Source organism: Parahoeflea olei (genome assembly GCF_001703635.1).
GTDB lineage: Bacteria > Pseudomonadota > Alphaproteobacteria > Rhizobiales > Rhizobiaceae > Hoeflea > Hoeflea olei.
In genome coordinates, this window is sequence record NZ_LQZT01000017.1 from 16,594 (window position 1) to 42,555 (window position 25,962).

Consider the following 25,962-nt stretch of genomic DNA (forward strand, 5'->3'; position numbering starts at 1 on the left):
GTGCCGGTGCGCGCCTTACAGGCTGCCGCCGGGTTCGCCGCCGCTTGCGCCATCGATCAGCCGGCCGATCTCCTCAAGCGCCGCCTCGTCGAGACGGCCGATCGAGCCCGCGAGCCGGTTGGCAATCTCGGTTGCCTTCGGGCTCAGGCCCGAGGTGTCGATCGTCACCCTCGGCCGCGACAGGCCGGCAAGTTTCTGCAATTCCTCGGCCTCGTCCCAGATGATGTTGAAATAGCCGATCACGCGCTGGATGAACTGCCAGCTCGGCTCCGACCGGTTGCCGTGTTCCAGCGCCGACAGGTAGGCGGGCGAAACGCCGAGCGCCTTGGCCATCTCGCGCTGGGTGACGCCGCGTTCGGCGCGCAGCCGGCGCACGGCCTCGCCGAAGGGGGTCATTTCGGGTTCCCCTTCTCCCGTCGCAACCGGATATAGAGCGCGCCTTCGCCTCCATGGGCGCGCGCGGCATCCTCATAACCCGAAATCAGGAAGCGGAATTCGGGCTTGCCGAGCCAGTCGGGCACCAGCCGCTTGAGCACGCCCTGGCTTCCGCGCGAGGAGCCCTTGCCAGTGATGACGAGCACATGCCTGAGGCCGCGTTCGTGGGCACGGGCGAGGAAGCCGAACAGCAGGTTGTGAGCCTCGCTCTGGGTCAGGCCGTGCAGGTCGATGCGGCCGTCGATCGGCAACCGGCCTCGGGCGAGCTTGCGGATCACCGGTTTCTCGATCGGATGCGGCCCGTGCCTGGTCGCGGGCTTCGCCCCCGGGCCTGCCGGATGCACCGGCCGCGGCGGCGGCTCGTGGGCGGGCTGCGACAAACCCGGCGTTTCGACCGCAAACCAGTCATCGGGCTCGACCTGTTTGCCCGGGAACGCCTCCACGGTGCGCGCCACGCGCGCCCAGATGATGCGGTCCTCGTGGCTCAGCCGGGACTTGTCAGCGCTCATGGCCGGCCTGCCGTGCAATCCGGGAGCCCGCGGGCACGAGCATGACGAAGCGGGCGGGTGCCTTGAGCGAGCCGGCGCGCTCGCCGGCCGCAGCGCCCGATCCCGTGAACACGTCGCCGCGCACCGGCCCGGTGATGGCGGTGCCGGTGTCCTGGGCGATCATCAGCCGCGCGAAGGGCCGCGCCGCATCGAATTCCGCAAGCCCGGACGCGCGGACGAAGACCGGGCTTCCATAGCAGTGGATGCGGTGATCGACCGCCAGCGAGCGGCCCGGCTCGAGCGGCACCCGGCCGGCGCCCACCGGACCCGATCCGTCCCCGGCAAGCGCGGTTTCCGAAAAGAAGATGAAGGAGCGGTTTTCCCGCATCAGCCGGTCGGCGCGGTCGGGCTCGACGGCGAGCCAGGCGCGGATGGCATCCATGGAAATCCGGTCGGCCGGCACCTCGCCGCGCTCGATGAGCAGGCGTCCGATCGCGGTGAAGGGATGGCCGCTCTTGGCGGCATAATTGATGCGCGTGACCCGGCCATCGCCATAGCGCAGCCGGGCGCAGCCCTGCACATGGGCGAAGAAGACGTCGATCCGCGACGCGGCCCAGGCGATTTCGAGACTCTCTTGCGCGAAGGCGCCGGTCTCGATGGCCTGCCGGTCCGGGCAGGGCGCCGGCACGCCATCGTTCTCGAGCATGAAGGCATGGCCACGGGGAACATCTCCCGGCGGATTGTCGGGATCGGGGACCGGAACCAGCCGGTCGGGCTTGCGCAGGAACGGATATCTGAAGCGCGCGTCCGGCCGGGCGCGCACCTCGATTTCCGGTTCGTAGTAGCCCGTGATCAGACCGTCCGCCGCATCGGGGCAGATCTCCACCGGACGGAAATGGGTTTGGAAGAAGAGGCGCGCGCTTTCGTCCGAGACGGGGGCGGGATCAGACAGCGCCGCGCGGTAAGCCGATTCGAAATCGGCATGGCCAAGGCCCCAGCCACCGGCGCGATAGGGCCCGACGCGAAGGGCATGTTCGGCCGAGCGGCAAAATGCCGCAAAGGCCGCTGCCGGCCGATCTTCCGCCCAGCCGGGAAGGGTGGAAAAATCTTCCCGGCGGAGCGGCAGTTCCATTACTGATCGGCTTCCGTCGCGATCAGGCGCCAGTTCGGATCGCGCGAGCGCGTGTCGCGGGCAAAGGTCCAGACATCGTTGACATCGGTCACCTCGGCCAGATCGCCTTCGATCACCTCGCCGGTCTTGTCGAGCGTCGCCGAAATCAGCTGGCTGACGATGCGCAGCGTGATGTTGGCTTCCGTGCCCTTCATCTCGGCCTGGATGATGGCGGCCTTTTCGATGCCGACGAAGTTGGAGCGCACGGTCTCGCCGCGCGCCTCGCGTTCCTCGATCGCGGCCACGAAACCATCGAAGACCTCGCGCGACAGCAGGTTTTTCAACGTCTTGCGGTCACCTTCCGCAAAGGCGGAGACGATCATCTCGTAGGCGGTGGTGGCGCCGCCGACGAAGCCCTTGGGATCGAAGCTCGGGTCGGCCGTGGCCACGGCGCGCAGGCCCTTGTTGAGGTCGCTGCCGGGCGGTGCATAGGCATCGATGGCGGCAAAGGCCTCGGGGTCGGCGGTTTCGCGGCCGCGGCGCGGCAGCGTGACGACCTTCGGATCGTCGATCGCATCGGCAGGCGCGACCTGGTCTCGGCGGGCGACCTGATCGCGCGGCGGGCGTTCGTTCCCGGTCCGCTTGCCGAGCACGGACCGAAGCTGGATGAAGATGATCACCGCAGCCACAAAAAAGAAGAACGTCACAAAATCAAAGGAACCCATTCCCGCCTTCTTTCCATTTCATCATTGGTCAGAGTGCATATAATGCCCAAAGGCCTCTCAATCAAAGGGGCGCAGCATTCTATTTCACCCGGGCGGCCCCTGCGGGCCGGTCCTGATTCGGATATCATATCATGCGTTTCTCCATCATCCCGTTTCTGCTGCTGGCGGTCCCGCTGGCGGAAATCGCCGCGTTCGTGGTGGTCGGCGGGCAGATCGGGGTCTGGGCGACGCTCGGCATGGTGCTGCTGACGGCGGTCCTCGGCAGCATCCTGCTGCGGTGGCAGGGCATCGGCCTGTTCAACCGGATCAATGCGGAACTGCGTGCGAACCGTGTTCCGGGCCGCGATCTCATCCACGGCGTGATGATCCTGGTGGCGGGCGTGCTGCTTCTGACCCCCGGCTTCGTCACCGACACGCTGGGCTTCCTGCTGTTCGTGCCGGCCGTCCGCGACCTGGTCTGGCGCCTGGTCAAGGACCGGATCGTGGTGCAGACCATGTCGACCGGCTTTGCGGCCGGGCCGCGTGGTCCGGCCGGGCCCAAGAGGGGCGACGACGGTGTGGTGGATCTCGACGAGGACGAATACCACCGCAACCCCGATCCCCGCTCACCCTGGTCGGGGGAACGCGACAGCCTGGGCAAGCCCGGCGCCGCGCCGGACAGCCGCGACCGGGACGGCGCAAACGGGTTGTAAGCCGGGCGGCGAAGTGCTAGCCCATGCCCGATCAATTTTCCGGATGGCCCGCAATCGCGGCTGAAACACAGGGAAGAGCCACATGGCAGACAACACCACCAACAAGGATGCAGCCGCAGCACCCGAGGCAAAGGGCGGCGCCGCGCCGACGCTCAACGTGCTGGCGCAGTACATCAAGGATCTCTCGTTTGAGAACCCGGGCGCGCCGAAATCGCTCGGTCCGCGCGAAAAGGCGCCGAACATCAACATCAATGTCAATGTCAACGCCAACCCGATCAGCGAGACCGAATTCGACGTGCTGCTGACGATGAACGCGGAAGCCAAGTCCGGCGAGACTGTGGTGTTCAATGTCGAGCTGGTCTATGGCGGCGTCTTCCGGGTCGCCAACTTCCCGCAGGAACACATGCTGCCGCTGCTGTTCATCGAATGCCCGCGCATCTTGTTCCCGTTCGCCCGCCAGATCATCGCCGACGCCACCCGCAATGGCGGCTTCCCGCCGCTGTTGATCGACCCGATCGATTTCGGCCAGATGTTCCAGCAGCGCATGGCCGAGGAAAAGACCAAGTCCCAGGTCGCGGCCAACCAGGTCAACTGACGCCGCGTCTGCACGAGGCGCCACTTTGCGAAAGGCCGCCCCCGGGCGGCCTTTTTCACGCCATCCGCTGTGGTGGCCGCTGCTGCGGTTCGGTGTTTCACGTGAATCACGCGGCGCTTTGGCAAGTGGCTGCGGTTTGGCGGGAAGCCTCAGACGGCCCGCGCGCTCAGCCGTGTTTGCGCCAAAGTGCTGACGCGCCGATGCGCTCGACCAGCACGGCATGGGCCTCGCGTTCGCCCACGCTCAGCCGGTCGGGCAGGGGGGCTGGCCGCTGGCCGATCTCGACCACCTCGTCGGTCGAGCGGGTCTCGACGACAGTGCTGTCTTCCACCGACAGGCCAAGCGCCGCCTGGCGGCCGCCCTGCATCTCGATATAGACATCGGTCAAGAGCTCGGCGTCGAGCAGCGCGCCGTGCTTGGTGCGGTGACCATTGTCGATGCCATAGCGGCGGCACAGGGCATCGAGGCTGTTGGGTCCCATCGGGTGGCGGCGCCGCGCCAGCGCCAGGGTATCGACCACCAGCTCGGGGTCGACCGGCGGCAGACCCACCCGCTTGTATTCCGCATTGAGGAAGCCGATGTCGAAATTGGCATTGTGCGCGACATAGCGGGCGCCGGCAAAGAACGCCGCGATCTCGTCGGCCACGGCCGAAAACACCGGCTTGTCGGCCAGGAACTCGTCGCTGATGCCATGCACCGCCAAGGCATCGGGGTGCACCTTGCGGCCATCGGCATTGATGTAGAGATGCAGCGTGCGGCCGGTCGGAAACTGGTTTTCGAGCTCGATACAACCGATTTCGATGATTCGGTCGGCCTGGTTGTCGAGCCCGGTGGTTTCCGTGTCGAAGATGATCTCGCGCATGGTCTCTCAGTTCCGCTCCTGCCGGGCCGCCAGATCCGCCACGATGGCACCGACCTGTTCCCTTGCAGCCTCGAGCCCGTGGCCGGTGTCGACCACATAATCGGCACGGGCTCGCTTTTCGGAATCAGGCGTTTGCCGGGCAAGGATAGCATCAAGCTTTTCGGCCGTCATGCCCGGTCGCGCCAGCACCCGGTCGCGCTGGATTTCCGGCGCGCAGCTGACGACGACGATGACGTCGACCCGGTCGGCGGCGCCGGTCTCGAACAGAAGCGGGATGTCGAGCACCACCATCGCCGCGCCGCGGGCGCGCGCCTCCTCGAGGAATGCCGTTTCGCGCGCGCGGACCAGCGGATGGACGATCGCTTCCAGCCGGGGGAAATCACCCGGATGCCCGAGAAGATGCGCGGACAGGCGCACGCGGTCCACCTTGCCGTCCGGTGCGGTCCCGGGAAATGCGGCCTCGATCAGAGGGGCGGCTTCCCCTTCATAGAGGCTGTGCACCACCTGGTCGGCGCTGTTGACCGGAATGCCCAGGGCCTCGAACATCTCGGCCGTGGTCGATTTTCCCATGCCGATCGATCCGGTCAGGCCAATGACGATCATGCATGCGCCTCCATGTCGGCAATCACGCGGCTCCGGAGCTCCGGTGTCACCTCCGGCCTGATGCCGAACCATTTCTCGAAACCCGGAACCGCCTGGTGCAACAGCATGCCGAGACCATCGGCAGTCGCCACACCCTGTGCCCGGGCCATCGCCAGGATCGGGGTTTCGAGAGGCACATAGACGATGTCGGTCACGAGTGCGTCCCGGGCCATGCCGGTGAAATCGATCGCCGGCACCTCGGTTCCGCCCATGCCGAGCGAACTCGTGTTGACGAACAGGCCGGCGCCTTGCACGAGATCCTGGAGCGCATCGAGCCCGTGCGCCGTCACCCGCGGACCGTAGCGCCGGGCGAGTGCTTCCGCGCGCGCCACGGTACGGTTGATGAGGACAATGCTCCCGACCCCGCGGGCCAGGAGCGCATGCAGAACCGCCCGACTCGCACCGCCGGCACCGAGCACCACCGCGCTGGTGGCGCCATCCCAGCCGGGCGCGGTTTCGTCGAGATTGGCGGCAAATCCGTAGGAATCGGTGTTGGTGGCATGGAGACGGCCGTCTTCGAGCCAGACGGTGTTGACCGCGCCGATATCGGTTGCGGTCGAATCGATGACATCGACCAGGCCGAGCAGCGCTTCCTTGTGGGGGATGGTGGCATTGCCGCCGCAAAAGCCGGATGAGCCGTCCTTGAGGGCGGCGACGAAACCCTCGAGCTCCACCGCACGCACGGCGACCGGATCATAGCCGCCCGGCAGGCCGGCAGTTTCCAGCCAGTACCGGTGGATCAGCGGAGAGCGCGAATGGCCGATCGGATCGCCGATCACGAAGGCGCGGCGGACATCCTTATCCATCGATCGCTCCCAGCGCCCGCAGCTCGGCGAGAAGCGGCAGCATCGGCAGGCCCAGAATGGTGAAATAGTCACCCTCGATCTGCTCGAACAGCTGAATGCCTTCGCCTTCGAGCTGGTAGGCGCCGACCGAAGACAGCGCCCGGTCGCCGACATTGGACAGATGCCGGCCGATGAAACCGGGATCGAGCTTGCGCATCGTCAGCCGCGCGATCGAGACGTGACGCCAGAGCGTTTCGCCGTTTCGCGCCAGCACCACGGCGCTGTTGAGTTCATGGGTGCGGCCGGAGAGATCGAGCAGCCGGCGGCGGGCCTCGGCCATGTCGGCAGGCTTGTGCAGCATCCGGCCATCGAGCGAGAGCGTCTGGTCCGACCCGATCACCAGGGCGTCGGTCATGCGTTCGGAAACGTCATGGGCCTTGGCGTCGGCCAGGATCAGGGCGATATCCTCGGCGTCCATGTCGCCGAGCGTGTCTTCGATCGCGCGCTCATCGACCGCGGCCGGCTCGACCTCGAATGAGAGCCCCGCATTCGCAAGCAACATTTTCCGGAACGGACTTGCCGAAGCAAGCACAAGGCGCGGCGTCATCGGGCTCTCCTGGGTGCTGTGCTGACCATGCCTCCGGGTTAGCGCCACTTCGGCCGCAAGGCAAGGATCGCCGCCGCGGTCTCCTCGATCGAGCGGCGGGTGACGTCGATCACCGGCCAGTTGTGGCGCTCGCAGAGCGATCGCGCATATTTCAGCTCTTCGCTGATCAGCGAACGGTCGGTGTAATGCTCGCCCTGGTACCCGGCGGTGGCGCCGAGCAGGCGATTCTGCCGGACCTGCGAAATCCGGTCGACAGAGGCAATCAACCCGACCACCAGCGGCTTGGTGGCAGTGATCAGCTCTTCGGGCAGGGGCACGCCGTAGACGATCGGAATATTGGCGGTCTTGATGCCGCGATTGGCGAGATAGATTGAGGTCGGCGTCTTCGAGGTACGGGAAATGCCGAGAATGACGAGATCGGCCTCGTCGAAATCGGCCGGCAGTTGGCCGTCATCGTGGTCGAGCGTGAAATTGAGCGCATCAATGCGCTTGAAGTATTCCTCGCCCATGGTGTGCTGGGCACCGACCCGGCGGCGCGAGGGTGCGCCGAGATAGGACTGGAACACATTGATCACCGGCTCGAGCACCGACACGCTGGGGAGCCCCATGTCGCGGCATTTGAGTTCGATGATCGAGGCAAGCTCGGCATCGACGATGGTGTAGAGCACGATTCCCGGCGCGCCATCGATGGCGTCGAGCACAGCGAACAGCTGCTTGCGGGTGCGGATTAGCGGGTAGACATGTTCGAGCGCCTGCGCGCCCTGGAACTGCGCGGCGGCAGCGCGGCCCGCCGCCATCAGCGTCTCGCCGGTCGAATCGGAGATCAGGTGCAGGTGGAAATAGTTTTTGGTCTGCTCCACAGGATTCTCCTTGGGGTGTTGATAAGCCGGGACAGAAAAGAGGTAAGGGCCGGGGCGACCCGATGGCAAGGGACAACCCGGCCGGTTGTCCACATCCCCGTTTCGGTGGAACGGTTTTCGCGGATTGCACCCGCGCTTTGGGGACAGACAGCCGCGACGGTGCCCGCGACGAAAAGTCCGACAGTCCCAAAACCCCCAAATATCAGTGTTTTGCGGCTGAGGTTTCGGCCAAGTGTCAATTCGGATTGTCCTTCCGGTTTGACACGGTTTATATGCAGAAGCTGTGGACGGGCTGTGGACGAGTTGCAATCCCCGTAAGACACAGAGTCTAAGAATCAGAATCCTTTTCAAACAGGGATTTGTTTTAAGGAAGTGGTGATGACGAAATCCGGCGATCGCAAGGTGATGAAGGTGCTGGCTGGGGAGACGGTGTTCCCGCCACCCGTCTGGCTGATGCGACAGGCCGGCCGGTATCTGCCGGAGTACCGGGCGACACGGGCGCAAGCCAACGGCTTTCTCGATCTGTGCTACACCCCGGATCTGGCCGTGGAAGTGACGTTGCAGCCGATCCGCCGGTTCGGCCTGGATGCGGCGATCCTGTTTTCCGACATTCTCGTCATCCCCGATGCGCTGAAGCGCAATGTCCGCTTCGTCGAAGGCACCGGTCCGCTGATGGATCCTATTTCTGTCGAGCAGATTGGTGCGCTCGATCCCTCCGGACTGCATGACCATATGGCGCCGGTCTATGAAACGGTGCACCGGCTGCGGGCGGAACTGCCGGAGGAGACCACGCTTCTGGGGTTCTGCGGTGCGCCCTGGACGGTGGCGACCTACATGATTGCCGGCCACGGAACGCCTGAACAGGCCCCGGCGCGGCTGTTTGCCATGGAGCATCCGGACGCTTTTGCGGCGCTGCTCGACCTGCTTGCGACGATGTCGGCCGACTATCTGATTGCGCAGATCGATGCCGGCGCGGACGCGGTGCAGATTTTTGATTCCTGGGCCGGCGTGCTGAGCGAACGCGATTTCGCGAAATTCTCGATCGCGCCGATGCGCAAGATCGTGGACCGGATCCGGGCCGAGCGTCCGGGTGTGCCGGTGATCGGCTTTGCCAAGGGCGCAGGCGCGCTGCTTGAGAACTATCGCGAGGCAACCGGCGTCGACTGTGTCGGGCTTGACTGGACGGTGCCGTCGAAGCTCGCCCGGCAGATCCAGGCAGGTGGCGCGGTGCAGGGCAATCTCGATCCCTTGCGGATGGTCGCCGGCGGCAAGGCGCTCGACGAGGGCATCGACGAGGTGCTCGAGACGCTTGGCAACGGCCCGCTGATCTTCAATCTCGGCCATGGGATTACGCCGCAGGCCGATCCGGAAAACGTGACGCGGCTCATGAACCGCATCCGGAGCGCCGCAAAGCCGTGAGTGTCGACAAGGCCACCAGCCAGAGCGAGGGCGGCAAGGCCCGCAGCAAGGCCTATTTTTCGATTGCCGTGGTGGTGTTCATCGCCGCGCTCGCCTGGTGGATGGATCCGCCCTGGCTCTACGAATGGCTCAAGGTGCTCCATGTGATCGCCGTGATCTCGTGGATGGTGGGGCTGTTCTACCTGCCGCGGCTGTTCGTCTATCACGCGGATGCGGAGGCCGGCGGCGAGCCGGCCACCACCTTCGTGGTGATGGAACAGAGGCTCGTGAAGGTGATCATGGCGCCGGCGATGATGGTGTCGTGGACGGTCGGCCTCTGGCTCGCCTGGAGCGGGTTCGGCTTTTACGGCACATGGCTCTGGATCAAGATCGCCGGGGTCGTGGGCCTGACCGTGTTTCACGTGTTCCTGAGCCGTTCGGCGCGCCGGTTTGCAGCCGGGGAAAACCGCATGACGGCGCGGCAGTGGCGCATGGCCAACGAAGTGCCGACGCTGCTGATGATCCTTGTCGTCATCATGGTGATCATCAAGCCCTTCTCCTGAAGGTGCCGAATTCGCTCTGTGGGCTCCGTTCAGCTGCAATTTGCCGTATCTCGGGGCTTGCGGCGTTTCACGTGAATCGCTATCAATCTGCCCACGTCCTTTATGGCGGGCGTCAGACTCGTTCTGGCCGGCTTGTCTAGCCGGTTCGCAAGGCCCGCTTTTTCCCAAGTCTACAGTCTTACCATTTGGATTTCCCATGCAGGAAATGAAGCTTCAAGAGCTCAAGAACAAAACCCCTACCGACCTGTTGGCTTTCGCCGAATCAGTGGAGGTGGAAAATGCCGGGGTGATGCGCAAACAGGAACTGATGTTTGCGATCCTCAAGCAGCTGGCCGCCCAGGAAGTCGAGATCATCGGCGAGGGTGTGGTCGAGGTTCTGCAGGACGGGTTCGGCTTCATGCGCTCGGCCAATGCCAATTATCTGCCCGGCCCGGACGACATCTACATTTCCCCCTCGCAGATCCGCCGGTTCTCGCTCAAGACCGGCGATACGGTCGAGGGACCGATTCGCGGGCCGAAGGAAGGCGAGCGCTATTTCGCGCTGCTCAAGGTCAACACCATCAATTTCGAGGATCCCGAGAAGATCCGTCACAAGGTCCATTTCGACAACCTGACGCCGCTCTATCCCGATGAGCGCTTCAAGATGGAAATCGACAATCCGACCACCAAGGATATTTCCGCGCGCGTGATCGACTTGGTCGCCCCGCTCGGCAAGGGCCAGCGTGGGTTGATCGTGGCTCCGCCGCGCACCGGCAAGACCGTTCTTTTGCAGAACATCGCCCATTCGATCACCGCCAATCATCCGGACTGCTACCTGATCGTGCTTCTGATCGACGAACGTCCGGAAGAAGTGACCGACATGCAACGCTCGGTTAAGGGCGAGGTCGTAGCTTCAACCTTCGATGAGCCAGCCGCGCGCCACGTCCAGGTCGCCGAGATGGTGATCGAGAAGGCCAAGCGACTCGTCGAACACGGCCGCGACGTGATCATCCTGCTCGATTCGATCACGCGCCTGGGCCGCGCCTACAACACCGTGGTTCCGTCGTCAGGCAAGGTTCTGACCGGCGGTGTCGATGCCAATGCATTGCAGCGGCCCAAGCGCTTCTTCGGCGCCGCGCGCAATATCGAGGAAGGCGGATCGCTCACGATCATCGCAACCGCGCTGATCGACACCGGTTCGCGCATGGACGAGGTGATCTTCGAGGAGTTCAAGGGTACCGGCAACTCCGAAATCGTGCTCGACCGCAAGGTCGCCGACAAGCGCATCTTCCCATCGATGGACATTCTCAAGTCGGGTACCCGCAAGGAAGACCTCCTCGTTCCGAAGCAGGACCTGCAGAAGATCTTCGTGTTGCGCCGGATCCTGGCGCCGATGGGCACCACCGACGCGATCGAATTCCTGATCGACAAGCTCAAGCAGACCAAGACCAACAGCGATTTCTTCGACTCGATGAACACCTGACGGCTATCGATTCGATACCGGAACGTTATGCGAGAAACCATCTACGCGCTGTCCTCGGGACAGCCACCGGCCGGTGTCGCGGTCATCCGGATATCGGGTCCCGGGGTTCGATTCGGACTCGAAACCACTATCGGGATGGTTCCACCGCCCCGGATTGCCAAACTATGTGAAATCCGGAACCTATCCGGCGAGCTGCTCGACACGGGCCTGGTGCTGTTCTTTCCCGGCCCCAACTCCTTTACCGGGGAGGATGTGGGGGAGCTCCAGATCCATGGCAGTCGCGCCTCCATTGCGGCGGTTCTCGACTGCCTGTCCACGATAGAGGATTTCCGTCCAGCGGAACCCGGTGATTTTACTCGCCGCGCATTTGAAAATGGGCGAATGGACCTGACGGCGGTTGAAGGCCTGTCGGACCTGATCCGGGCCGAAACTGAATCTCAACGTCGGCAAGCACTGGGACAGGCGAGCGGGCGTCTGAAAGACCTGTATCAGGGATGGGCAACCCGTTTGACGCATGCCCGAGCGCTGATCGAGGCCGATATCGACTTTGCGGATGAGGACGACGTTCCGGGTTCGGTTGTCGACGGGCTTTGGCCGGACCTGCGCGCGATCGCTGCCGACATCTCAACGCACCTGTCCCAGGCATCGGTTGGCGAAATCACGCGTTCAGGTTATAGAATTGCCTTGATCGGCCCGCCCAATGTCGGCAAGTCGTCGCTTCTGAACAACCTCGCCCAACGGGATGCCGCCATCGTCTCGGATATTGCCGGCACGACCCGGGACATTGTGGAAGTGCGGCTCGATATCGGCGGACATCTGGTCCTGGTGTTGGATACCGCCGGTATCCGCGAATCGGAAAATCCGATCGAAATCGAAGGCATCCGGCGCAGCCTTTCGGCCGCTGCAGATGCCGATCTCGTCATCGAGTTGCGAAGCATGGCAGATCGGAGAGACGGGATCGATCCGGATCTGGATCACGCCCGTGACAAGCTCCTGGTTTGGACCAAGTCGGATCTCCACAATTCGGATCCGGACCAGGCAGGTGCCGAGGGTATCAGGATCTCCAACCGCACCGGCGAAGGACTGGATAGGCTGATTGCGGCGATTGGCGACAGGCTTGCTAGGCTTGATAGTCCGGCAGCGCCCCTAGCACCGACACGAGAGCGCCACATTGCCTTGCTCAGACAATGTCTTCGCGAACTCGAATCGGCTATCGACCAAGTGAATCGAGCACCACTGGAGATCCGGGCCGAACAGCTTCGTGCGGCCGGAAATACATTGGGCCGCATCACAGGGACTGTGGATGTCGAAGATCTTCTGGGTGTAATCTTTTCGGAATTCTGCATCGGCAAATGATTCACGTGAAACACATTGGAGGGTTGATCGTCACACACTCCAGTGATTCACGTGAAACATTTTGACTTAGGACCTATCGAGAGATTGTCCCCATCTAGAGTGTTTCACGTGAAACATTTCGCTTGACTCTCGGCTCAATCCTCCCAAGACAACTCCTTCAGGAGACCAATCATGAATTACGATGTTGTTGTCATTGGCGGTGGCCACGCAGGCAGTGAAGCGGCTTCCGCAGCTGCACGTCTGGGCGCTCGCACAGCCTTGGTCACTCACAAGATCGACAGCATAGGCACCATGTCCTGCAATCCCGCGATTGGGGGGCTGGGCAAGGGACACCTGGTGCGTGAAGTTGACGCCATGGGTGGGCTGATGGGCTTGGCGGCCGACCGGTCTGGCATTCAGTTCCGCATGCTCAACCGCCGCAAGGGCCCGGCGGTCTGGGGCCCACGGACCCAGGCCGACCGCAAGCTCTATAAGGAGGCTATCCAGTCGCTGCTTCGGGCGACACCCAATCTCGATATCATCGAGGCAGAAGCCGATGATCTGGTGGTGGAGGGCGGACGCGTCAGCGGTGTCGTTCTCAAGGATGGACGAACAGTATCGACCGCGATGGTCGTCCTGACGACCGGCACATTCCTGCGGGGCCTGATCCACATTGGTGACCGCAAGATACCCGCCGGCCGAATGAACGAAGCGCCGGCCCTGGGATTATCTGCAACACTTGAGCGGGCTGGTTTCGAACTGGGTCGTCTCAAGACCGGCACGCCTGCGCGGCTTGATGGACGTTCCATCGATTGGTCCGCGGTCGAGTGGCAGGAAGCGGATGCGGATCTGATCCCCTTTTCCTTCATGACCGACCGTATCGAGGTTCCGCAAATTCGCTGTGGGGTCACCCGCACCACTGCCGCCACGCACAAGATTATTCAGGACAATATTCACCGCTCGGCGATGTATTCGGGCCAGATTGAAGGGGTAGGGCCACGCTACTGCCCTTCGATCGAAGACAAGATTGTGCGCTTCGGAGAGCGGGATGGACACCAGATCTTCCTGGAGCCGGAGGGACTGGACGATTCGACCGTCTATCCGAACGGGATTTCGACCTCGCTGCCGGAAGACGTGCAGGAGGCATTCCTGCGTACGATTCCGGGGCTCGCGGATGTACGGATTCTGCAGCCCGGTTATGCCATCGAATATGACCATGTGGATCCGCGCGAATTGCAGCAGACGCTCGAGACCCGTCGTCTCCCCGGACTTTTCCTGGCCGGACAGATCAACGGCACGACCGGTTACGAGGAGGCGGCGGCACAGGGTCTGGTAGCCGGTCTCAATGCCGCGTTGAAGGCGCAGGGGCGTGAAGCGACCCTGTTCAGCCGGACGGAATCCTATATCGGCGTCATGGTGGATGACCTTACCAGCAAAGGGGTGAGCGAGCCGTACCGGATGTTCACTTCGCGGGCGGAATACAGACTGTCTTTGCGTGCCGACAATGCGGAACAGCGTCTCACCCCGAAAGCGATTGCACTCGGCTGTGTGGATGAGGCGCGAAAGACAAGGTTCCTGACCCTTATCGATTCGTTGACGAAATGTTTGGACGATCTGAAAGCGCGACAAATCTCGCCATCCGAAGCGGAGCGTGTCGGGTTGGCGCTGAACAAGGACGGTATCCGTCGCTCCGCCTTTCAACTTCTGTCCTATCCGGATGTCACGGTCGAACGCATAGTTGCGATCTGGCCGGATCTGGCCGTCCATGGCGCGTCGGTGCTTGAAGCCGCGGCCATCGATGCGGCCTATGCCGTCTATATGGACCGGCAGTTGCAGGAAATCGAAGATCGCAGGCGCGAGGAATCGCGGCTGATTCCGGAAGACTTCAGGTACGATGCCCTGCCGGGCCTGTCGCAGGAGCTTCGGCAGAAGCTGGATCGGATCCGGCCACGGTCGATCGGACATGCGGAACGCATCGAAGGCATGACGCCCGCGGCAATGGCTCTTATTCTCACGCATATGCGCAAGAAGCCTGCGCGGCATATCGGGGCAGTTTCCGGATGATTCATGCTACCAATCCCTCGTCAGGCTTTTTCCGGGATTCCGGGTTTGTTTCACGTGAAACATGGAAAAGGCTTGAAATCTATGCGGACCTGGTGCGCAAATGGCAGCCCGCGATCAATTTGATTTCGCCGAAAACCCTGCCACAGCTCTGGGACCGGCATGTGCTGGACAGCCTGCAGCTTTTCCGCCTGCAGCCTGAGCCGCTCACCTGGCTCGACATGGGCAGCGGCGCTGGCTTTCCGGGCGTGGTGACTGCAATTGCGCTTGCCGAGAAGGGCACGGGCTGGGTGCACCTGGCCGAAAGCAACAACAAGAAGGCCGCGTTTCTGCGTCAGGCGATTGCGGCCACCGGTGCCCGGGCGAGCGTGCATCCGGAGCGCATCGAAGCGCTGCACGGAACGCTCGGTCCCATCGATGCGATCTCTGCCCGCGCGCTCGCGCCGCTCGCGGATCTGCTCGCCTATGCCGCCCCATTTGCCGCAGACAACCCGAAGCTTCAATTGTGGTTTCACAAAGGGTTGGATTATCCGCAAGAAGTGCGATCAGCGCGTGACCTTTGGGGTTTCGATCTGGTAGAACATGAGAGCCTTGCTCAGGACGGATCGGCCATCCTCGAACTCGGCAACCTCTCCAAGCGCAACTAGGCCTCGGACCCTCTCGATGCAGCTTCCCAAGAACCGGATCATCACCATCGCCAACCAGAAGGGCGGGGTCGGAAAAACCACCACCGCCATCAATCTTGCCACCGCGCTGGCCGCGATCGGTCAGGAAGTGCTGATCGTCGATATCGACCCGCAGGGCAATGCCAGCACAGGGCTGGGGATCGACCGCCGCAATCGCGGTGTGTCGGCCTATGACCTGCTGACCCAGAACGCCACGATCAGCGAGACAGTGCGGGAAACCGCCGTGCCGCATCTGAGCATCATCCCCTCGACGATGGACCTCCTCGGTGTCGAGATGGAGATTGCCGGCACCGCCGACCGGGTGTTCCGGCTGCGCAAGGCGCTGCAGGCGCCCGATGCGCAGCGTTACAATTACGTGCTGATCGACTGCCCACCTTCGCTCAACCTCTTGACCATGAATGCCATGGCCGCCGCGCATTCGATCTTGGTGCCGTTGCAGTGCGAGTTCTTCGCGCTCGAAGGCCTGAGCCAGCTCCTGGAAACCGTCGAGCAGGTGCGCGATTCGCTCAACCCGACGCTCGATATTCAGGGCATCGTCATGACCATGTATGACCCCCGCAACAATCTGGCGCTGCAGGTGGTCGAGGATGTGCGCACGCATCTGGGCGACAAGGTGTACCGCACCCTGATCCCGCGCAATGTCCGGGTGTCGGAAGCGCCCTCCTATGGCAAGCCGGCGATCCTCTATGATCTCAAATGCGCGGGCAGCCAGGCCTATCTGCAACTGGCGTCTGAAGTGATCCAGCGCGAACGCAATCGAAAGGCCGCCTGACCGCGATCAGGCGACGAAAGTGGATGTGACGATGTCAGAAGATGTATCGAAAAAGCGCCTCGGGCGCGGTCTGGCCGCCCTGATCGGAGAAATCGACCAGCCGGTGGCGGCGCAATCCAAGCCCGCAGTCTCGGCCGACCGGCGGGTGCCGATCGAACATGTGAGCCGTAACCCGCGCAATCCGCGGCGCTCGTTCGATCCGGCCGATCTCGAGGACCTGTCGCGCTCGATCCGTCAACACGGCATCGTCCAGCCGGTGATGGTGCGAAGCGCCGGCGCCGACCGCTACGAAATCATTGCCGGTGAACGGCGCTGGCGGGCGGCCCAGATGGCGGGTCTGGTCGATATTCCGGTGCTTGTCCGCGATGTCGACGACAAGACCGCGCTTGAGATCGCCATTGTCGAAAACGTGCAGCGTGCGGATCTGAATGCGCTGGAAGAGGCGCAGGGCTACGAGCAACTGATCGCCCAATATGGCTACACGCAGAACGATCTGGGCGAAGTCATCGGCAAGAGCCGCAGCCATGTCGCCAATTCGCTCCGGCTCCTGAAACTGCCCGAAGAAGTCCGCAAGATGCTGGCCGATGGCGTGCTGTCGGCCGGCCATGCGCGGGCGATCGTCTCGACCTCGGATCCGGTGGCGCTGGCGAGGCAGATTGTCGATGGCGGATTGTCGGTGCGGGATGCCGAAAGGCTCGCGCAGAAGGACGCCGAGCAGGCCGCAAACCCGGCTGCTATGGAGACCAAATCCGCCGGCGCTGCCGCCCCCAAGGACGCCGACACGCTGGCGCTCGAGCGCAGCCTGTCCGATTATCTCGGGCTCAAGGTCCAGCTCAATCACAAGGGGCAGGGCGGGCAGATGCGGATCGAGTACAAATCGCTCGAGCAACTCGACGAACTTTGCCGGCTTCTGGGCGAAAAAGGCTAATATTTTCAAGCGTTAAAGGAAAACGGGCTCATGCTTGCACGAAAGCATGAGCCCGTGACGTCGCGGGATCAGCCGAAGCGACGGGGATTTCGGGTCGTGCCCCGCGATAAGGGGGCTTAGCGGCTCAGCAAGCAAACGCGCAGCAGCGCCTGGCGGGCGATGGCTGCTTCCAGTTGCGGCCGCCTACGCGTTTCGAGGACCGCGTCCGAGAGCCGGCGCATTTCCCGGTTGATCGCGTCCAGGCGCCAATGCCGCAGTGCCCGCTCGATCACCGGCTTGCGTTTGAAGTGAATGCCGCGGCCCTTTTCCGCGAGCGCCTGGGCGGGCTGGCGATTGTGGTTTTCCACGAGCGCACGCATGGCGTCGAGCTGTTCGAACAGCACGATGCAGCCACGCAGCACGAGAAACACGGATGTCTTTGACGCGAGAATGCGCTCGAGGGCTGCTTCAAGCGCTACCGGATCGCCGGAAAACACCGCGTCCACCGCATCATCGACCGACAATGCGGCCACGTCACCCATCGCCTCGATCACGTCGGCATCCGTCACCCGGCCGGTATCGTGGCAGTAAAGCGCAAGCTTTTTCAATTCGTTACGGCTGGCAAGCCGGTCGCCGCCGAGAAGCTGCGCGAGACGCTGGCGCGCGTCGGGCTGGATCGCCAGATTGGCCGCCCCCAGTTCCTCGTCGATCAGCGTCTGGATGCCGCGGGCATCGTCGGCATAACAGGGAATGGCCAGTGCCGTCCGGCTGTTCTCGACCGTCTTGCGCAGGGCGCTGCCCTTCTTGAGATCGCCTGCCTCGATCAGGAGATGCGACGACCCGGGCTCGGTGTCGACAAGCGCGGAGACACCGTCGACGAGCGCGCGCTCATTGCCGGCATCGCGTACCCAGACAAGGCGGTCGCCACCAAACAGGCTGATCGCCCCGAATTCGTCGGCCAGCCGACCGGGATCGCCGCCAAGGTCGGAAGCCTCGAGCTTCAGCACCGCAAAATCATCCTTGAGGTCGACGCCGGTCCTGGCGGCGATCTGCGCCGCCCGCTCGGAAACGAGGCCCCTGTCCGGGCCATAGACCAGCACGATCCGGTAGGGCGTTCCCTCGCGCCGGATAAAGCCTGAAAATTCGTGGGCCTTCAGCTGTGCCATCAGGAGTGCGCAGTCGCCTTGTTCAATGCGGGTCGCAGATCCGCCCGTGGGACACGTAAAATACACCTATCCCTTTGTTTTAATTGACATAAACGCCCACGCCAGCCATGCCTGCAAGCAAGCCTCAGCGGTCGAGCGCGGCCGCGATATCTGCCATGACCAAGGCGGCAACCGAATGGGCGGCGCGATCGACGGCTTCGAGCTTGGCCCGTTCCTGGGCAAAATGCTGCGACGGCAGGTCGAGTTGCGCATCGGCAAAGCGCGATCCGGATGCGACCGTCTCTCCGGTCGCCGCCGACTTGAGCGCGTAGATTGCCGTCACCGTCGCGCGGCCGGCGGAGAACTCGTTGTCGATGCCGCCGGGAAGGATACCGCCGACGGAGGAGGTGACCTTCAGGTCGAGCCGGTAGTCGGCATTGGCGCGTTCGCCACCGAAACCCAGCACCAGTTCGTTGCGCACGGTCTGTTCGGCGCGGCTGTCGGCGGGGGACACCGAAACCGAGTGGTGCTGGCCGTTCAGCGATCCGTAGAGCGGCCGCACCTGGCATCCGGCCAGCAGTCCCAGGCTCACGGCGCAGGCCAGCGCCGTGAGTTTCCAGCCCGGCCGGGAGGCTTCAGATGACGACATTGACGATCCTCCGGGGGACGATGATGAGTTTGCGCGGCGGCTGGCCTCCGGTGGCGGCCTTGACCACGTCAAGCGCCAGCACGGCAGCCTCGATGGCAGCTTGATCGGCATTGCGGTCAATTGTCAAATCGCCGCGCTTCTTGCCATTGATCTGCACCGGCAGCGTCACCTGTTCGTCCGTCACAAGCGCCGGGTCATGCTCCGGCCAGGGGGTGACGGCCACCATGCCGTCATTCCCGAGCATTTTCCAGCATTCTTCGGCCAAATGCGGCATCATCGGTGCAATCAGGAGCACGATCATGTTCGCGGCCTGCTTGCAGGCGGCCTTCAGTTCCGCGTCGGCCTTGCCGGCAGCCACCTCGGACAGCGGACCGGCGACACTGTTGACCAGCTCGTAGAGGCGCGCCACGGCCTTGTTGAAGGCAAGCCTTTCGATGTCCTCGCCCACGGCCTTCACGGTCTTGTGGGCGGCGCGCGACACTGCCAGAGCCTCGCCGGCGGTGCCCGCGGCCGGGGCGACGGACTTGAGCTCGTCGGCGGCTTCGCCGAGCACGCGCCAGATCCGCTGGACAAAGCGGTGCGCACCTTCGACGCCGGCTTCCGTCCAGATCACGTCGCGATCGGGCGGCGAATCGGAAAGCATGAAGAAACGGGCGGTGTCTGCGCCGTAGCTGTCGATGATGTCATCGGGATCAACGACGTTCTTCTTCGACTTCGACATTTTCTCGATCGAGCCGATCACCAGCGTCTCGCCGGTCTTGGCGTGACGCGCGGTGCGTTGTCCGTCCACTTCCTCGATCAGCACATCCGCCGGGGTCACCCATTCGCTCTTGCCGTCCCGCTGTGCCCGGTAGGTCTCGTGGACCACCATGCCCTGCGTGAACAGTCCGCGGAAAGGCTCCTTGAGATCGACATGGCCGGTCTGGCGCATGGCGCGGGTGAAGAAGCGCGAATAGAGCAGATGCAGGATCGCATGCTCGATGCCGCCGATATACTGGTCCACCGGCAGCCAGGCGCTGGCGATGGCGGGATCGGTCGGGCTTTCGTGGTGCGGCGCCGTGAAGCGGGCGAAATACCACGACGAATCGACGAATGTGTCCATGGTGTCGGTTTCGCGCCGGGCATCCTTGCCGCACTGCGGGCAAGTGACGTGCTTCCAGGTCGGATGATGGTCGAGCGGGTTGCCCGGCTTGTCGAGCGTGACGTCGTCAGGCAGGCGCACCGGCAGGTCCTCGACCGGCACCGGCACCACGCCGCAGCTGTCGCAATGGATCACCGGGATCGGCGCGCCCCAGTAGCGCTGCCGCGACAGGCCCCAGTCGCGCAGGCGGTAGCGGGTGATTCCCTTGCCGAGATTGCGTTCCTCGAGCCAGGCGATGGTGGTGTCGATCGCCTCCTGGCCGGTTGTCTCGGAAATGCCGGCGAAATGATCGACGAACACCACTTTCTCGGACTTGGCGGGCACCAGCGCCTCGGTCAACACGGCGGTGTCGTCGCCCGGCATGAAGAAGGCGTTCTGCACCGGCAGCCCGTATTTGCGGGCGAAATCGAGGTCGCGCTGGTCATGCGCCGGGCAGCCGAACACAGCGCCGGTGCCGTAGCTCATCAGCACGAAATTGCCGATCCAGACCGGCAACTCGCGGTCCTCGGTCGGGTGCTTGACCCGCAGGCCGGTGTCGAAGCCGCGCTTTTCGGCCTTTTCCAGCGCCTCTTCCGAGGTGCCGATGCGGCGGCAGTCGGCGTTGAAGGCGGCGAGCTCCGGATTGCCGGCCTCAAGCGCCAGCGACAGTGGATGATCCGGCGAGATCGCAATGAAACTCGCGCCGTGCAGCGTATCGGGGCGCGTGGTGAAGCAGGTCACCGCGTCGAGGCCTGCATGCGGCGATGTCAGCGCAAAGGCAAGCTCGATCCCGCGCGACTTGCCGATCCAGTTGCGCTGCATGGTGCGGACTTTCTCGGGCCAGCCGTCGAGACCGTCAAGGGCCTCGTCGAGTTCGCCGGCAAAATCCGAGATCCGGAAGAACCATTGCGTCAGCTCGCGCTGTTCGACCAGCGCACCGGAGCGCCAGCCACGGCCGTCGATGACCTGTTCGTTGGCGAGCACGGTCATGTCGACCGGATCCCAGTTGACCTTGGAGTTGCGGCGGTAGATCAGGCCGGCCTTGAGGAAGTCGAGAAACAGCGCCTGTTGCTGTTTGTAATACGCGACATCGCAGGTGGCGAATTCGCGGCTCCAGTCGAGCGAGAGGCCCATCGACTTGAGCTGTTTGCGCATGGTGTCGATATTCGCATAGGTCCAGTCGCGCGGATGGATCTTGTTCTGGATGGCGGCATTTTCCGCCGGCATGCCGAAGGCGTCCCAGCCCATCGGGTGCAGCACGTTGAAACCGCAGGCGCGCTTGTAGCGGGCCACCACGTCGCCGAGGGCATAGTTGCGGACGTGGCCCATATGGATCCGCCCGGAGGGATAGGGAAACATCTCGAGCACGTAATATTTGGGCGCCGGCTTGCCGGTGTCCGTCGCGTAGATGCCTGCCTCTTCCCAGATTTGCTGCCAGCGGGATTCCGCCTGTTTGGGATTGTATCGTTCCATAGCCATAAGGTTCACCAGAAAACCGCCAGATTTTGCCGCGACCTTCACCATGAAACCCGCCAAGCGTCAACCATTGAGGGGCGGGAAGGACCGAACTTCCGGCGCCATGCGGCGACGTGCGCCGGATGCAGAGCTTTTTGCCGGCATCCGGCCGGTGGATTGGCAAGCGTTGCGGGCTGGGGTAACACCGCGGCAGCGATCAGACAGCGAAAAAAGGAGCCTGGCCTTGGACGTACGGCAAAACCTCGACACTGTGCTAACGCAAATTGCCCAGGCAGCGACCGAAGCCGATCGGAAGCCGGATTCGGTTCGGCTGGTGGCGGTCTCCAAAACCAAGTCCGCCGACGAAATCCGGCCGGCGATCGCCGCCGGACAACGGGTGTTCGGTGAAAACCGGGTCCAGGAAGCCCAGTCCAAATGGCCCGGGCTCAGGGCGGAAACGCCGGGCATCGAGCTGCACCTGATCGGGCCGCTGCAATCCAACAAGACCGCCGAGGCGGTGGCGCTGTTCGACGTGATCCAGAGCGTCGACCGGGAGAAGATCGCCCGGGAACTCGCGCGCGAGATGGACAAGCAGGGCAGGCGGCCGGCGCTCTACGTTCAGGTCAACACCGGTTCGGAACCGCAGAAGGCCGGGATCGAGCCCGAGCAGGCCGATACGTTCCTTGCGTTCTGCCGGACCGAGCTCAAGCTGTCGGTCGCCGGGCTGATGTGCATCCCTCCGGTCGACGACAATCCCGGCCCGCATTTCGCGCTGCTTGCCAAGATTGCGAAGCGCAACGGGATCGAGACCCTGTCGATGGGCATGTCCGATGATTTTCGCACCGCCATTGCCTTCGGCGCGACCGAGGTTCGGGTCGGATCGGCGATTTTTGGCGCACGCCCGGCCCCGTAGGCTGCGACCTGGCTTTCCCCGCCCCGGCCATCTGCCTGGCTCCCGCGCGAGCCGCCCCGATCCTTTAGAATCGGGGCTTCGCGCCGCCGCCGACCTCTCCGGACATAACGCCCCACTAGTCCAAGGTCTAGTTTCCCGGATGGGCCGGGCGGACTAGGGTGCCGCGCATTCGGGATGCCGCCGCGCCGCTCGCTCGGAGCCGCGCGGCCGGCAGTGTTTGATTGGGGAGACGTTCATGCACAGCAGTTATGCCGAGGTCTACAAGGGCTGGCGGGAGGATCCGGAAGGCTTCTGGATGGACCAGGCGGCATCGATCGACTGGTTCGAGGCGCCGCACAAGGCCTTCGATCCGGATCAGGGCGCCTATGGCCGGTGGTTCGTCGGCGGGGTGACCAATACCTGCCACAACTGCGTCGATAGGCATGTCGCCGCGGGGCGCGGCGACCAGGCGGCGCTGATCTATGACAGCCCGATCACCGGCTCCAAGCGCAGCATCAGCTATGCTGAACTGCTTGCCGAGATCGAGGCCTTCGCCTCGGTGCTCGCCGACAAGGGCGTGGCCAAGGGCGACCGGGTCGTCATCTACATGCCGATGGTGCCGGAGGCGATCGTCGCCATGCTGGCCTGTGCGCGGCTCGGCGCCGTGCATTCGGTGGTGTTCGGCGGCTTTGCGGCCTCGGAACTCGCCACCCGCATCGACGACAGCAAGGCCAAGCTGGTGGTGACCGCGTCCTGCGGCATCGAGCCGGGCCGGATCGTCGCCTACAAGCCGCTGCTCGATGCGGCGATCGAGCATTCGCACCACAAGCCCGAAGCAGTGATCGTGCTGCAGCGCGCGCAGCATCATTGCGAGCTGATCGAGGGCCGGGATTTCGACTATGCGGAGCTTGTCGGGGCAAGCATGGGTCGCAAGATCGCCTGCACCCCGGTGGCGGCCACCGATCCGCTCTATGTGCTCTACACCTCGGGCACCACCGGCCAGCCCAAGGGCGTGGTGCGTGACACCGGCGGCCACATGGTGGCGCTCGAATGGTCGATGCGTTCGATCTACGGGCTCAAGCCCGGCGAAGTGTTCTGGGCGGCGTCCGACATCGGCTGGGTGGTGGGCCATTCCTATATCGTCTATGCGCCGCTGCTGCACGGCAACACCACCATCGTGTTCGAGGGCAAGCCGGTCGGCACGCCCGATGCCGGCACCTTCTGGCGGGTGATCGCGGAGCACGATGTCGCCGTCCTGTTCACGGCGCCGACCGCCTTCCGCGCCATCCGCAAGGAGGATCCCGAAGGCGCGCTGGTGGGCAAGTACGACCTGTCGGGCTTCCGGGCGCTGTTCCTGGCCGGCGAACGCGCCGATCCGGACACGATCCACTGGGCCGAGCGGGTTCTCAAGGTGCCCGTCATCGATCACTGGTGGCAGACCGAAACCGGCTGGACCATTGCCGGCAACCCGATGGGCCTGGGCCTGTTGCCGATCAAATACGGGTCGCCCGCCGTCGCCATGCCCGGCTACGACGTGCAGGTGATCGACGATGCCGGCCATCCGGTGCCGGCCGGCACGCTCGGCAATGTGGTGGTGAAACTGCCGCTGCCGCCCGGGTGTCTTCCCACGCTCTGGAACGCCGAGGAGCGGTTCCACAACGCCTATCTCGCGGAGTTCCCCGGCTACTACAAGACGGCTGACGCCGGCTTTGTCGACGAGGACGGCTACCTGTTCATCATGGCGCGCACCGACGACATCATCAACGTCGCCGGGCACCGGCTGTCGACGGGCGGCATGGAGGAAGCCGTCTCCAACCATCCCGACGTCGCCGAATGCGCCGTCATCGGCATCGCCGACAGCATGAAGGGGCAGATTCCCGCGGGCTTCATCGTCGTCAATTCCGGCGTCGAGCGCAGCGACGAGGAGATCGAGAAGGAAGTCATCAAGCTGGTCCGCGACCAGATCGGGCCGGTGGCCGCCTTCAAGACGGTGATGGTGGTCAAGCGCCTGCCCAAGACCCGCTCGGGCAAGATCCTGCGCGCCACCATGCAGAAGATCGCCGACGGAGAGAGCTGGAAGATGCCGGCAACCATCGACGATCCGGGGATTCTGGATGAAATCCGCGAGGTCATGACAAAGCACGGAATCGCCCGCAAGCACGATTGACCTCGGCGGTGTGACGGGCCACTGTCGCTGCCACGGAGCCGGGTCCCGCGGGCGGGACGCCGGCTGACGGCATGTTCAAGCGGATTGAGAAGGTCCCGCGTCCTCGAACCGGCGCGTGGCCCTGTATGGAAGGAATGACGGATGAAACTGGACGGACGTAGCGCGATCGTGACTGGCGGCGCCAAGGGAATCGGCCTTGCGATCGTGCGCAGGCTTGCCGCCGAGGGCGCGCGGGTGATGATTGCCGACAATGACGAGGCGGCGGGTGCCGCCGCGGTGGAGAGCCTTTCGGGCACGGGCGAGGTGCTGTTCACCGCCACCGACGTGTCCGAACGGCTCGACGTTCACAACCTGGTGGCCAAGACCGTCGATGCCTTCGGCTCGATCAACGCGCTGGTCAACAATGCCGGCATCGTCCATGCCGCCGATTTCCTCGATCTCGAGGAGGCCGATTTCGACCGGGTTCTGGCGGTCAATCTCAAGAGCGTGTTCCTGTGCGGCCAGGCCGTGGCGCGGCACATGGTCAAGCAGATCGAGAAGGGCGAGGCACCCGGCTCGATCGTCAACATGTCCTCGATCAACGACACCTTCGCGATCGCCAACCAGGTGCCCTATTCGGTGTCCAAGGGCGGTGTCAGCCAGATGACCAAGGTGATGGCGCTGTCGCTTGCGCAATACGGCATCCGCGTCAACGCAATCGGCCCCGGCTCGATCATGACCGACATGCTGGCCTCGGTCGCCGACAATCCGGACGTGCGCACGCGCATCCTGTCGCGCACCCCGCTCGGCCGCTTGGGCGAACCCTCGGAAATCGCCTCGGTGGCAGCGTTCCTGCTGTCGGCGGATTCGAGCTATGTGACCGGCCAGACGATTTATGCCGATGGCGGCCGCCTGCCGCTCAACTACACGGTGCCCGTCAAGGAATAGCCGCCGGGCCGCAGGGCCCGCATGCAGCTGTGCAAACGCAAAAGGCCCGGGCGGATCCGCCCGGGCCTTTTCGCATGCAAGAGGGGGAGACTGCCGCTCAGTCGTCGTCGTCCTCGTCGGTTTCGACGCGCTTCATGGAGCTGAGCTTGGCGAAGACGGCATCGGCATCGATTTCCTTCTCGCCGGCATCCTCGTCGCCCAGGTTGCCCAGTTCGGTTTCGCGGGCGGAAACCAGGACGCTGCCGAGTTCGGCTTCGGGCATCGCGCCACGGTTCTTGGCGGCGCGCTCGACCTCGAGATCGAGGTCGATCTGCGTGCACAGGCCGAGCGTGACCGGGTCCATCGGCGTCAGGTTGGCCGCGTTCCAGTGGGTGCGGCCGCGGATCTGTTCGATGGTTGACTTGGTGGTGCCGACCAGGCGCGAGATCTGCGCGTCCTTGAGTTCGGGATGGTTGCGCACCAGCCACAGGATCGCGTTGGGCCGGTCCTGGCGCTTGGACACCGGGGTGTAGCGCGGGCCCTTGCGCTTGCTTTCCGGGACGTGAACCTTCGGCTCGGAGAGTTTCAACTTGTGGTCGGGATTGGCTTCGGCCGCGGAAATTTCCTCGCGGGTCAGCTGTC

General features: G+C 63.9%; 26 protein-coding genes. 13 read left to right on the forward strand and 13 right to left on the reverse strand.

What is annotated here, in order from left to right:
• Positions 1-15: 15 nt before the first annotated feature.
• Genes AWJ14_RS12260 through AWJ14_RS12275 form a run of 4 tightly spaced genes read right to left on the reverse strand, consistent with a single transcriptional unit; the run spans position 16 to position 2,759 of the window.
• Complete coding sequence (locus AWJ14_RS12260) at positions 16-396, reverse strand: helix-turn-helix domain-containing protein (protein WP_066179331.1); 381 nt, start codon at positions 394-396, stop codon at positions 16-18.
• Positions 393-944 (reverse strand): Smr/MutS family protein, encoded by a 552-nt coding sequence (locus AWJ14_RS12265; RefSeq protein ID WP_066179333.1) that lies wholly within the window; start codon positions 942-944, stop codon positions 393-395. Before AWJ14_RS12265 ends, AWJ14_RS12260 begins: the two co-directional genes overlap by 4 nt.
• Positions 934-2,055 carry a murein transglycosylase A gene (gene mltA / locus AWJ14_RS12270; RefSeq protein ID WP_066179335.1) on the reverse strand — a complete coding sequence of 374 codons (1,122 nt, stop codon included), beginning with the start codon at positions 2,053-2,055 and terminating at the stop codon, positions 934-936. Before mltA ends, AWJ14_RS12265 begins: the two co-directional genes overlap by 11 nt.
• Positions 2,055-2,759: a Tim44/TimA family putative adaptor protein gene (locus AWJ14_RS12275; RefSeq protein ID WP_066179337.1), complete on the reverse strand. Its 705-nt coding sequence runs from the start codon at positions 2,757-2,759 to the stop codon at positions 2,055-2,057. The genes mltA and AWJ14_RS12275 overlap by 1 nt, the downstream gene beginning before the upstream one ends.
• Positions 2,760-2,890: 131 nt before the next feature.
• Between AWJ14_RS12275 and AWJ14_RS12280 the strand changes: the two genes are divergently transcribed.
• Positions 2,891-3,451 (forward strand): FxsA family protein, encoded by a 561-nt coding sequence (locus AWJ14_RS12280; RefSeq protein WP_066179338.1) that lies wholly within the window; start codon positions 2,891-2,893, stop codon positions 3,449-3,451.
• An 82-nt stretch (positions 3,452-3,533) separates the two neighbouring features.
• Positions 3,534-4,046 carry a protein-export chaperone SecB gene (gene secB, locus AWJ14_RS12285; protein WP_066179341.1) on the forward strand — a complete coding sequence of 171 codons (513 nt, stop codon included), beginning with the start codon at positions 3,534-3,536 and terminating at the stop codon, positions 4,044-4,046.
• A 166-nt stretch (positions 4,047-4,212) separates the two neighbouring features.
• Here secB and dnaQ read toward each other — a convergent pair whose 3' ends face one another.
• The 5 genes from dnaQ to AWJ14_RS12310 are packed head-to-tail and all read right to left on the reverse strand — an operon-like array spanning position 4,213 to position 7,802.
• Positions 4,213-4,908: a DNA polymerase III subunit epsilon gene (gene dnaQ, locus AWJ14_RS12290; RefSeq protein WP_066179343.1), complete on the reverse strand. Its 696-nt coding sequence runs from the start codon at positions 4,906-4,908 to the stop codon at positions 4,213-4,215.
• A 6-nt stretch (positions 4,909-4,914) separates the two neighbouring features.
• Entirely contained in the window at positions 4,915-5,511 is a 597-nt protein-coding gene (coaE, locus tag AWJ14_RS12295; protein WP_066179346.1) for a dephospho-CoA kinase, read from the reverse strand.
• Positions 5,508-6,356: a shikimate dehydrogenase gene (locus AWJ14_RS12300; RefSeq protein ID WP_066179349.1), complete on the reverse strand. Its 849-nt coding sequence runs from the start codon at positions 6,354-6,356 to the stop codon at positions 5,508-5,510. The genes coaE and AWJ14_RS12300 overlap by 4 nt, the downstream gene beginning before the upstream one ends.
• A complete protein-coding gene (locus AWJ14_RS12305) occupies positions 6,349-6,942 on the reverse strand; it encodes a Maf-like protein (RefSeq protein WP_066179352.1) in 594 nt (197 codons plus the stop codon). Before AWJ14_RS12305 ends, AWJ14_RS12300 begins: the two co-directional genes overlap by 8 nt.
• 38 nt (positions 6,943-6,980) lie before the next feature.
• Positions 6,981-7,802, reverse strand: coding sequence for a pyruvate, water dikinase regulatory protein (locus tag AWJ14_RS12310; protein ID WP_066179354.1), 822 nt, complete (start codon positions 7,800-7,802; stop codon positions 6,981-6,983).
• Positions 7,803-8,180: 378 nt separating this feature from the next.
• Between AWJ14_RS12310 and hemE the strand changes: the two genes are divergently transcribed.
• From hemE to AWJ14_RS12350, 8 genes are all read left to right on the forward strand, one after another.
• Entirely contained in the window at positions 8,181-9,221 is a 1,041-nt protein-coding gene (gene hemE, locus AWJ14_RS12315) for a uroporphyrinogen decarboxylase (RefSeq protein ID WP_066179357.1), read from the forward strand.
• Positions 9,218-9,763: a protoporphyrinogen oxidase HemJ gene (gene hemJ / locus AWJ14_RS12320; RefSeq protein ID WP_066179360.1), complete on the forward strand. Its 546-nt coding sequence runs from the start codon at positions 9,218-9,220 to the stop codon at positions 9,761-9,763. Before hemE ends, hemJ begins: the two co-directional genes overlap by 4 nt.
• A gap of 196 nt (positions 9,764-9,959) precedes the next feature.
• Positions 9,960-11,225 carry a transcription termination factor Rho gene (gene rho, locus AWJ14_RS12325; RefSeq protein ID WP_139112630.1) on the forward strand — a complete coding sequence of 422 codons (1,266 nt, stop codon included), beginning with the start codon at positions 9,960-9,962 and terminating at the stop codon, positions 11,223-11,225.
• 27 nt (positions 11,226-11,252) lie between these two features.
• Entirely contained in the window at positions 11,253-12,581 is a 1,329-nt protein-coding gene (mnmE, locus tag AWJ14_RS12330; protein WP_066179363.1) for a tRNA uridine-5-carboxymethylaminomethyl(34) synthesis GTPase MnmE, read from the forward strand.
• A gap of 168 nt (positions 12,582-12,749) precedes the next feature.
• A complete protein-coding gene (gene mnmG / locus AWJ14_RS12335; RefSeq protein WP_066179366.1) occupies positions 12,750-14,624 on the forward strand; it encodes a tRNA uridine-5-carboxymethylaminomethyl(34) synthesis enzyme MnmG in 1,875 nt (624 codons plus the stop codon).
• Complete coding sequence (rsmG, locus tag AWJ14_RS12340; RefSeq protein ID WP_066179370.1) at positions 14,621-15,268, forward strand: 16S rRNA (guanine(527)-N(7))-methyltransferase RsmG; 648 nt, start codon at positions 14,621-14,623, stop codon at positions 15,266-15,268. The genes mnmG and rsmG overlap by 4 nt, the downstream gene beginning before the upstream one ends.
• 16 nt (positions 15,269-15,284) lie before the next feature.
• Entirely contained in the window at positions 15,285-16,079 is a 795-nt protein-coding gene (locus tag AWJ14_RS12345; protein WP_066179373.1) for a ParA family protein, read from the forward strand.
• A gap of 31 nt (positions 16,080-16,110) precedes the next feature.
• Positions 16,111-17,007 (forward strand): ParB/RepB/Spo0J family partition protein, encoded by an 897-nt coding sequence (locus AWJ14_RS12350; protein ID WP_066179400.1) that lies wholly within the window; start codon positions 16,111-16,113, stop codon positions 17,005-17,007.
• Positions 17,008-17,123: 116 nt separating this feature from the next.
• Here AWJ14_RS12350 and holA read toward each other — a convergent pair whose 3' ends face one another.
• From holA to leuS, 3 genes are all read right to left on the reverse strand, one after another.
• Positions 17,124-18,152 carry a DNA polymerase III subunit delta gene (gene holA, locus AWJ14_RS12355; protein ID WP_066179376.1) on the reverse strand — a complete coding sequence of 343 codons (1,029 nt, stop codon included), beginning with the start codon at positions 18,150-18,152 and terminating at the stop codon, positions 17,124-17,126.
• A 124-nt stretch (positions 18,153-18,276) separates the two neighbouring features.
• A complete protein-coding gene (locus tag AWJ14_RS12360) occupies positions 18,277-18,780 on the reverse strand; it encodes a hypothetical protein (RefSeq protein WP_066179379.1) in 504 nt (167 codons plus the stop codon).
• Positions 18,767-21,379 carry a leucine--tRNA ligase gene (gene leuS, locus AWJ14_RS12365; RefSeq protein ID WP_066179403.1) on the reverse strand — a complete coding sequence of 871 codons (2,613 nt, stop codon included), beginning with the start codon at positions 21,377-21,379 and terminating at the stop codon, positions 18,767-18,769. The genes AWJ14_RS12360 and leuS overlap by 14 nt, the downstream gene beginning before the upstream one ends.
• Positions 21,380-21,599: 220 nt before the next feature.
• Here leuS and AWJ14_RS12370 point away from each other — a divergent pair, with 220 nt between their 5' ends.
• The 3 genes from AWJ14_RS12370 (at position 21,600) to AWJ14_RS12380 (ending at position 25,341) form a co-directional block, all read left to right on the forward strand.
• Positions 21,600-22,268, forward strand: a complete 669-nt coding sequence (locus AWJ14_RS12370) for a YggS family pyridoxal phosphate-dependent enzyme (protein WP_066179383.1) — start codon at positions 21,600-21,602, stop codon at positions 22,266-22,268.
• Positions 22,269-22,503: 235 nt separating this feature from the next.
• On the forward strand, positions 22,504-24,414 hold the full coding sequence (locus AWJ14_RS12375) for a propionyl-CoA synthetase (protein ID WP_066179387.1): 1,911 nt from the start codon (positions 22,504-22,506) through the stop codon (positions 24,412-24,414).
• A gap of 141 nt (positions 24,415-24,555) precedes the next feature.
• A complete protein-coding gene (locus tag AWJ14_RS12380) occupies positions 24,556-25,341 on the forward strand; it encodes an SDR family NAD(P)-dependent oxidoreductase (protein WP_066179391.1) in 786 nt (261 codons plus the stop codon).
• Positions 25,342-25,438: 97 nt separating this feature from the next.
• Here AWJ14_RS12380 and AWJ14_RS12385 read toward each other — a convergent pair.
• The coding region (locus AWJ14_RS12385; RefSeq protein ID WP_066179394.1) for a cell cycle transcriptional regulator TrcR at positions 25,439-25,962 on the reverse strand (524 nt) is incomplete at its 5' end.

Excerpts from the sequence above, each read along its gene's own strand:
- AWJ14_RS12260 (WP_066179331.1), bottom strand. The coding sequence starts at position 396 with ATGACCCCCTTCGGCGAGGCCGTGCGCCGGCTGCGCGCCGAACGCGGC.
- AWJ14_RS12265 (WP_066179333.1), bottom strand. The coding sequence starts at position 944 with ATGAGCGCTGACAAGTCCCGGCTGAGCCACGAGGACCGCATCATCTGG.
- mltA (WP_066179335.1), bottom strand. The coding sequence starts at position 2,055 with ATGGAACTGCCGCTCCGCCGGGAAGATTTTTCCACCCTTCCCGGCTGG.
- AWJ14_RS12275 (WP_066179337.1), bottom strand. The coding sequence starts at position 2,759 with ATGGGTTCCTTTGATTTTGTGACGTTCTTCTTTTTTGTGGCTGCGGTG.
- AWJ14_RS12280 (WP_066179338.1), top strand. The coding sequence starts at position 2,891 with ATGCGTTTCTCCATCATCCCGTTTCTGCTGCTGGCGGTCCCGCTGGCG.
- secB (WP_066179341.1), top strand. The coding sequence starts at position 3,534 with ATGGCAGACAACACCACCAACAAGGATGCAGCCGCAGCACCCGAGGCA.
- dnaQ (WP_066179343.1), bottom strand. The coding sequence starts at position 4,908 with ATGCGCGAGATCATCTTCGACACGGAAACCACCGGGCTCGACAACCAG.
- coaE (WP_066179346.1), bottom strand. The coding sequence starts at position 5,511 with ATGATCGTCATTGGCCTGACCGGATCGATCGGCATGGGAAAATCGACC.
- AWJ14_RS12300 (WP_066179349.1), bottom strand. The coding sequence starts at position 6,356 with ATGGATAAGGATGTCCGCCGCGCCTTCGTGATCGGCGATCCGATCGGC.
- AWJ14_RS12305 (WP_066179352.1), bottom strand. The coding sequence starts at position 6,942 with ATGACGCCGCGCCTTGTGCTTGCTTCGGCAAGTCCGTTCCGGAAAATG.
- hemE (WP_066179357.1), top strand. The coding sequence starts at position 8,181 with ATGACGAAATCCGGCGATCGCAAGGTGATGAAGGTGCTGGCTGGGGAG.
- rho (WP_139112630.1), top strand. The coding sequence starts at position 9,960 with ATGCAGGAAATGAAGCTTCAAGAGCTCAAGAACAAAACCCCTACCGAC.
- mnmE (WP_066179363.1), top strand. The coding sequence starts at position 11,253 with ATGCGAGAAACCATCTACGCGCTGTCCTCGGGACAGCCACCGGCCGGT.
- rsmG (WP_066179370.1), top strand. The coding sequence starts at position 14,621 with ATGATTCATGCTACCAATCCCTCGTCAGGCTTTTTCCGGGATTCCGGG.
- AWJ14_RS12345 (WP_066179373.1), top strand. The coding sequence starts at position 15,285 with ATGCAGCTTCCCAAGAACCGGATCATCACCATCGCCAACCAGAAGGGC.
- AWJ14_RS12350 (WP_066179400.1), top strand. The coding sequence starts at position 16,111 with ATGTCAGAAGATGTATCGAAAAAGCGCCTCGGGCGCGGTCTGGCCGCC.
- holA (WP_066179376.1), bottom strand. The coding sequence starts at position 18,152 with ATGGCACAGCTGAAGGCCCACGAATTTTCAGGCTTTATCCGGCGCGAG.
- AWJ14_RS12360 (WP_066179379.1), bottom strand. The coding sequence starts at position 18,780 with ATGTCGTCATCTGAAGCCTCCCGGCCGGGCTGGAAACTCACGGCGCTG.
- leuS (WP_066179403.1), bottom strand. The coding sequence starts at position 21,379 with ATGGCTATGGAACGATACAATCCCAAACAGGCGGAATCCCGCTGGCAG.
- AWJ14_RS12375 (WP_066179387.1), top strand. The coding sequence starts at position 22,504 with ATGCACAGCAGTTATGCCGAGGTCTACAAGGGCTGGCGGGAGGATCCG.
- AWJ14_RS12380 (WP_066179391.1), top strand. The coding sequence starts at position 24,556 with ATGAAACTGGACGGACGTAGCGCGATCGTGACTGGCGGCGCCAAGGGA.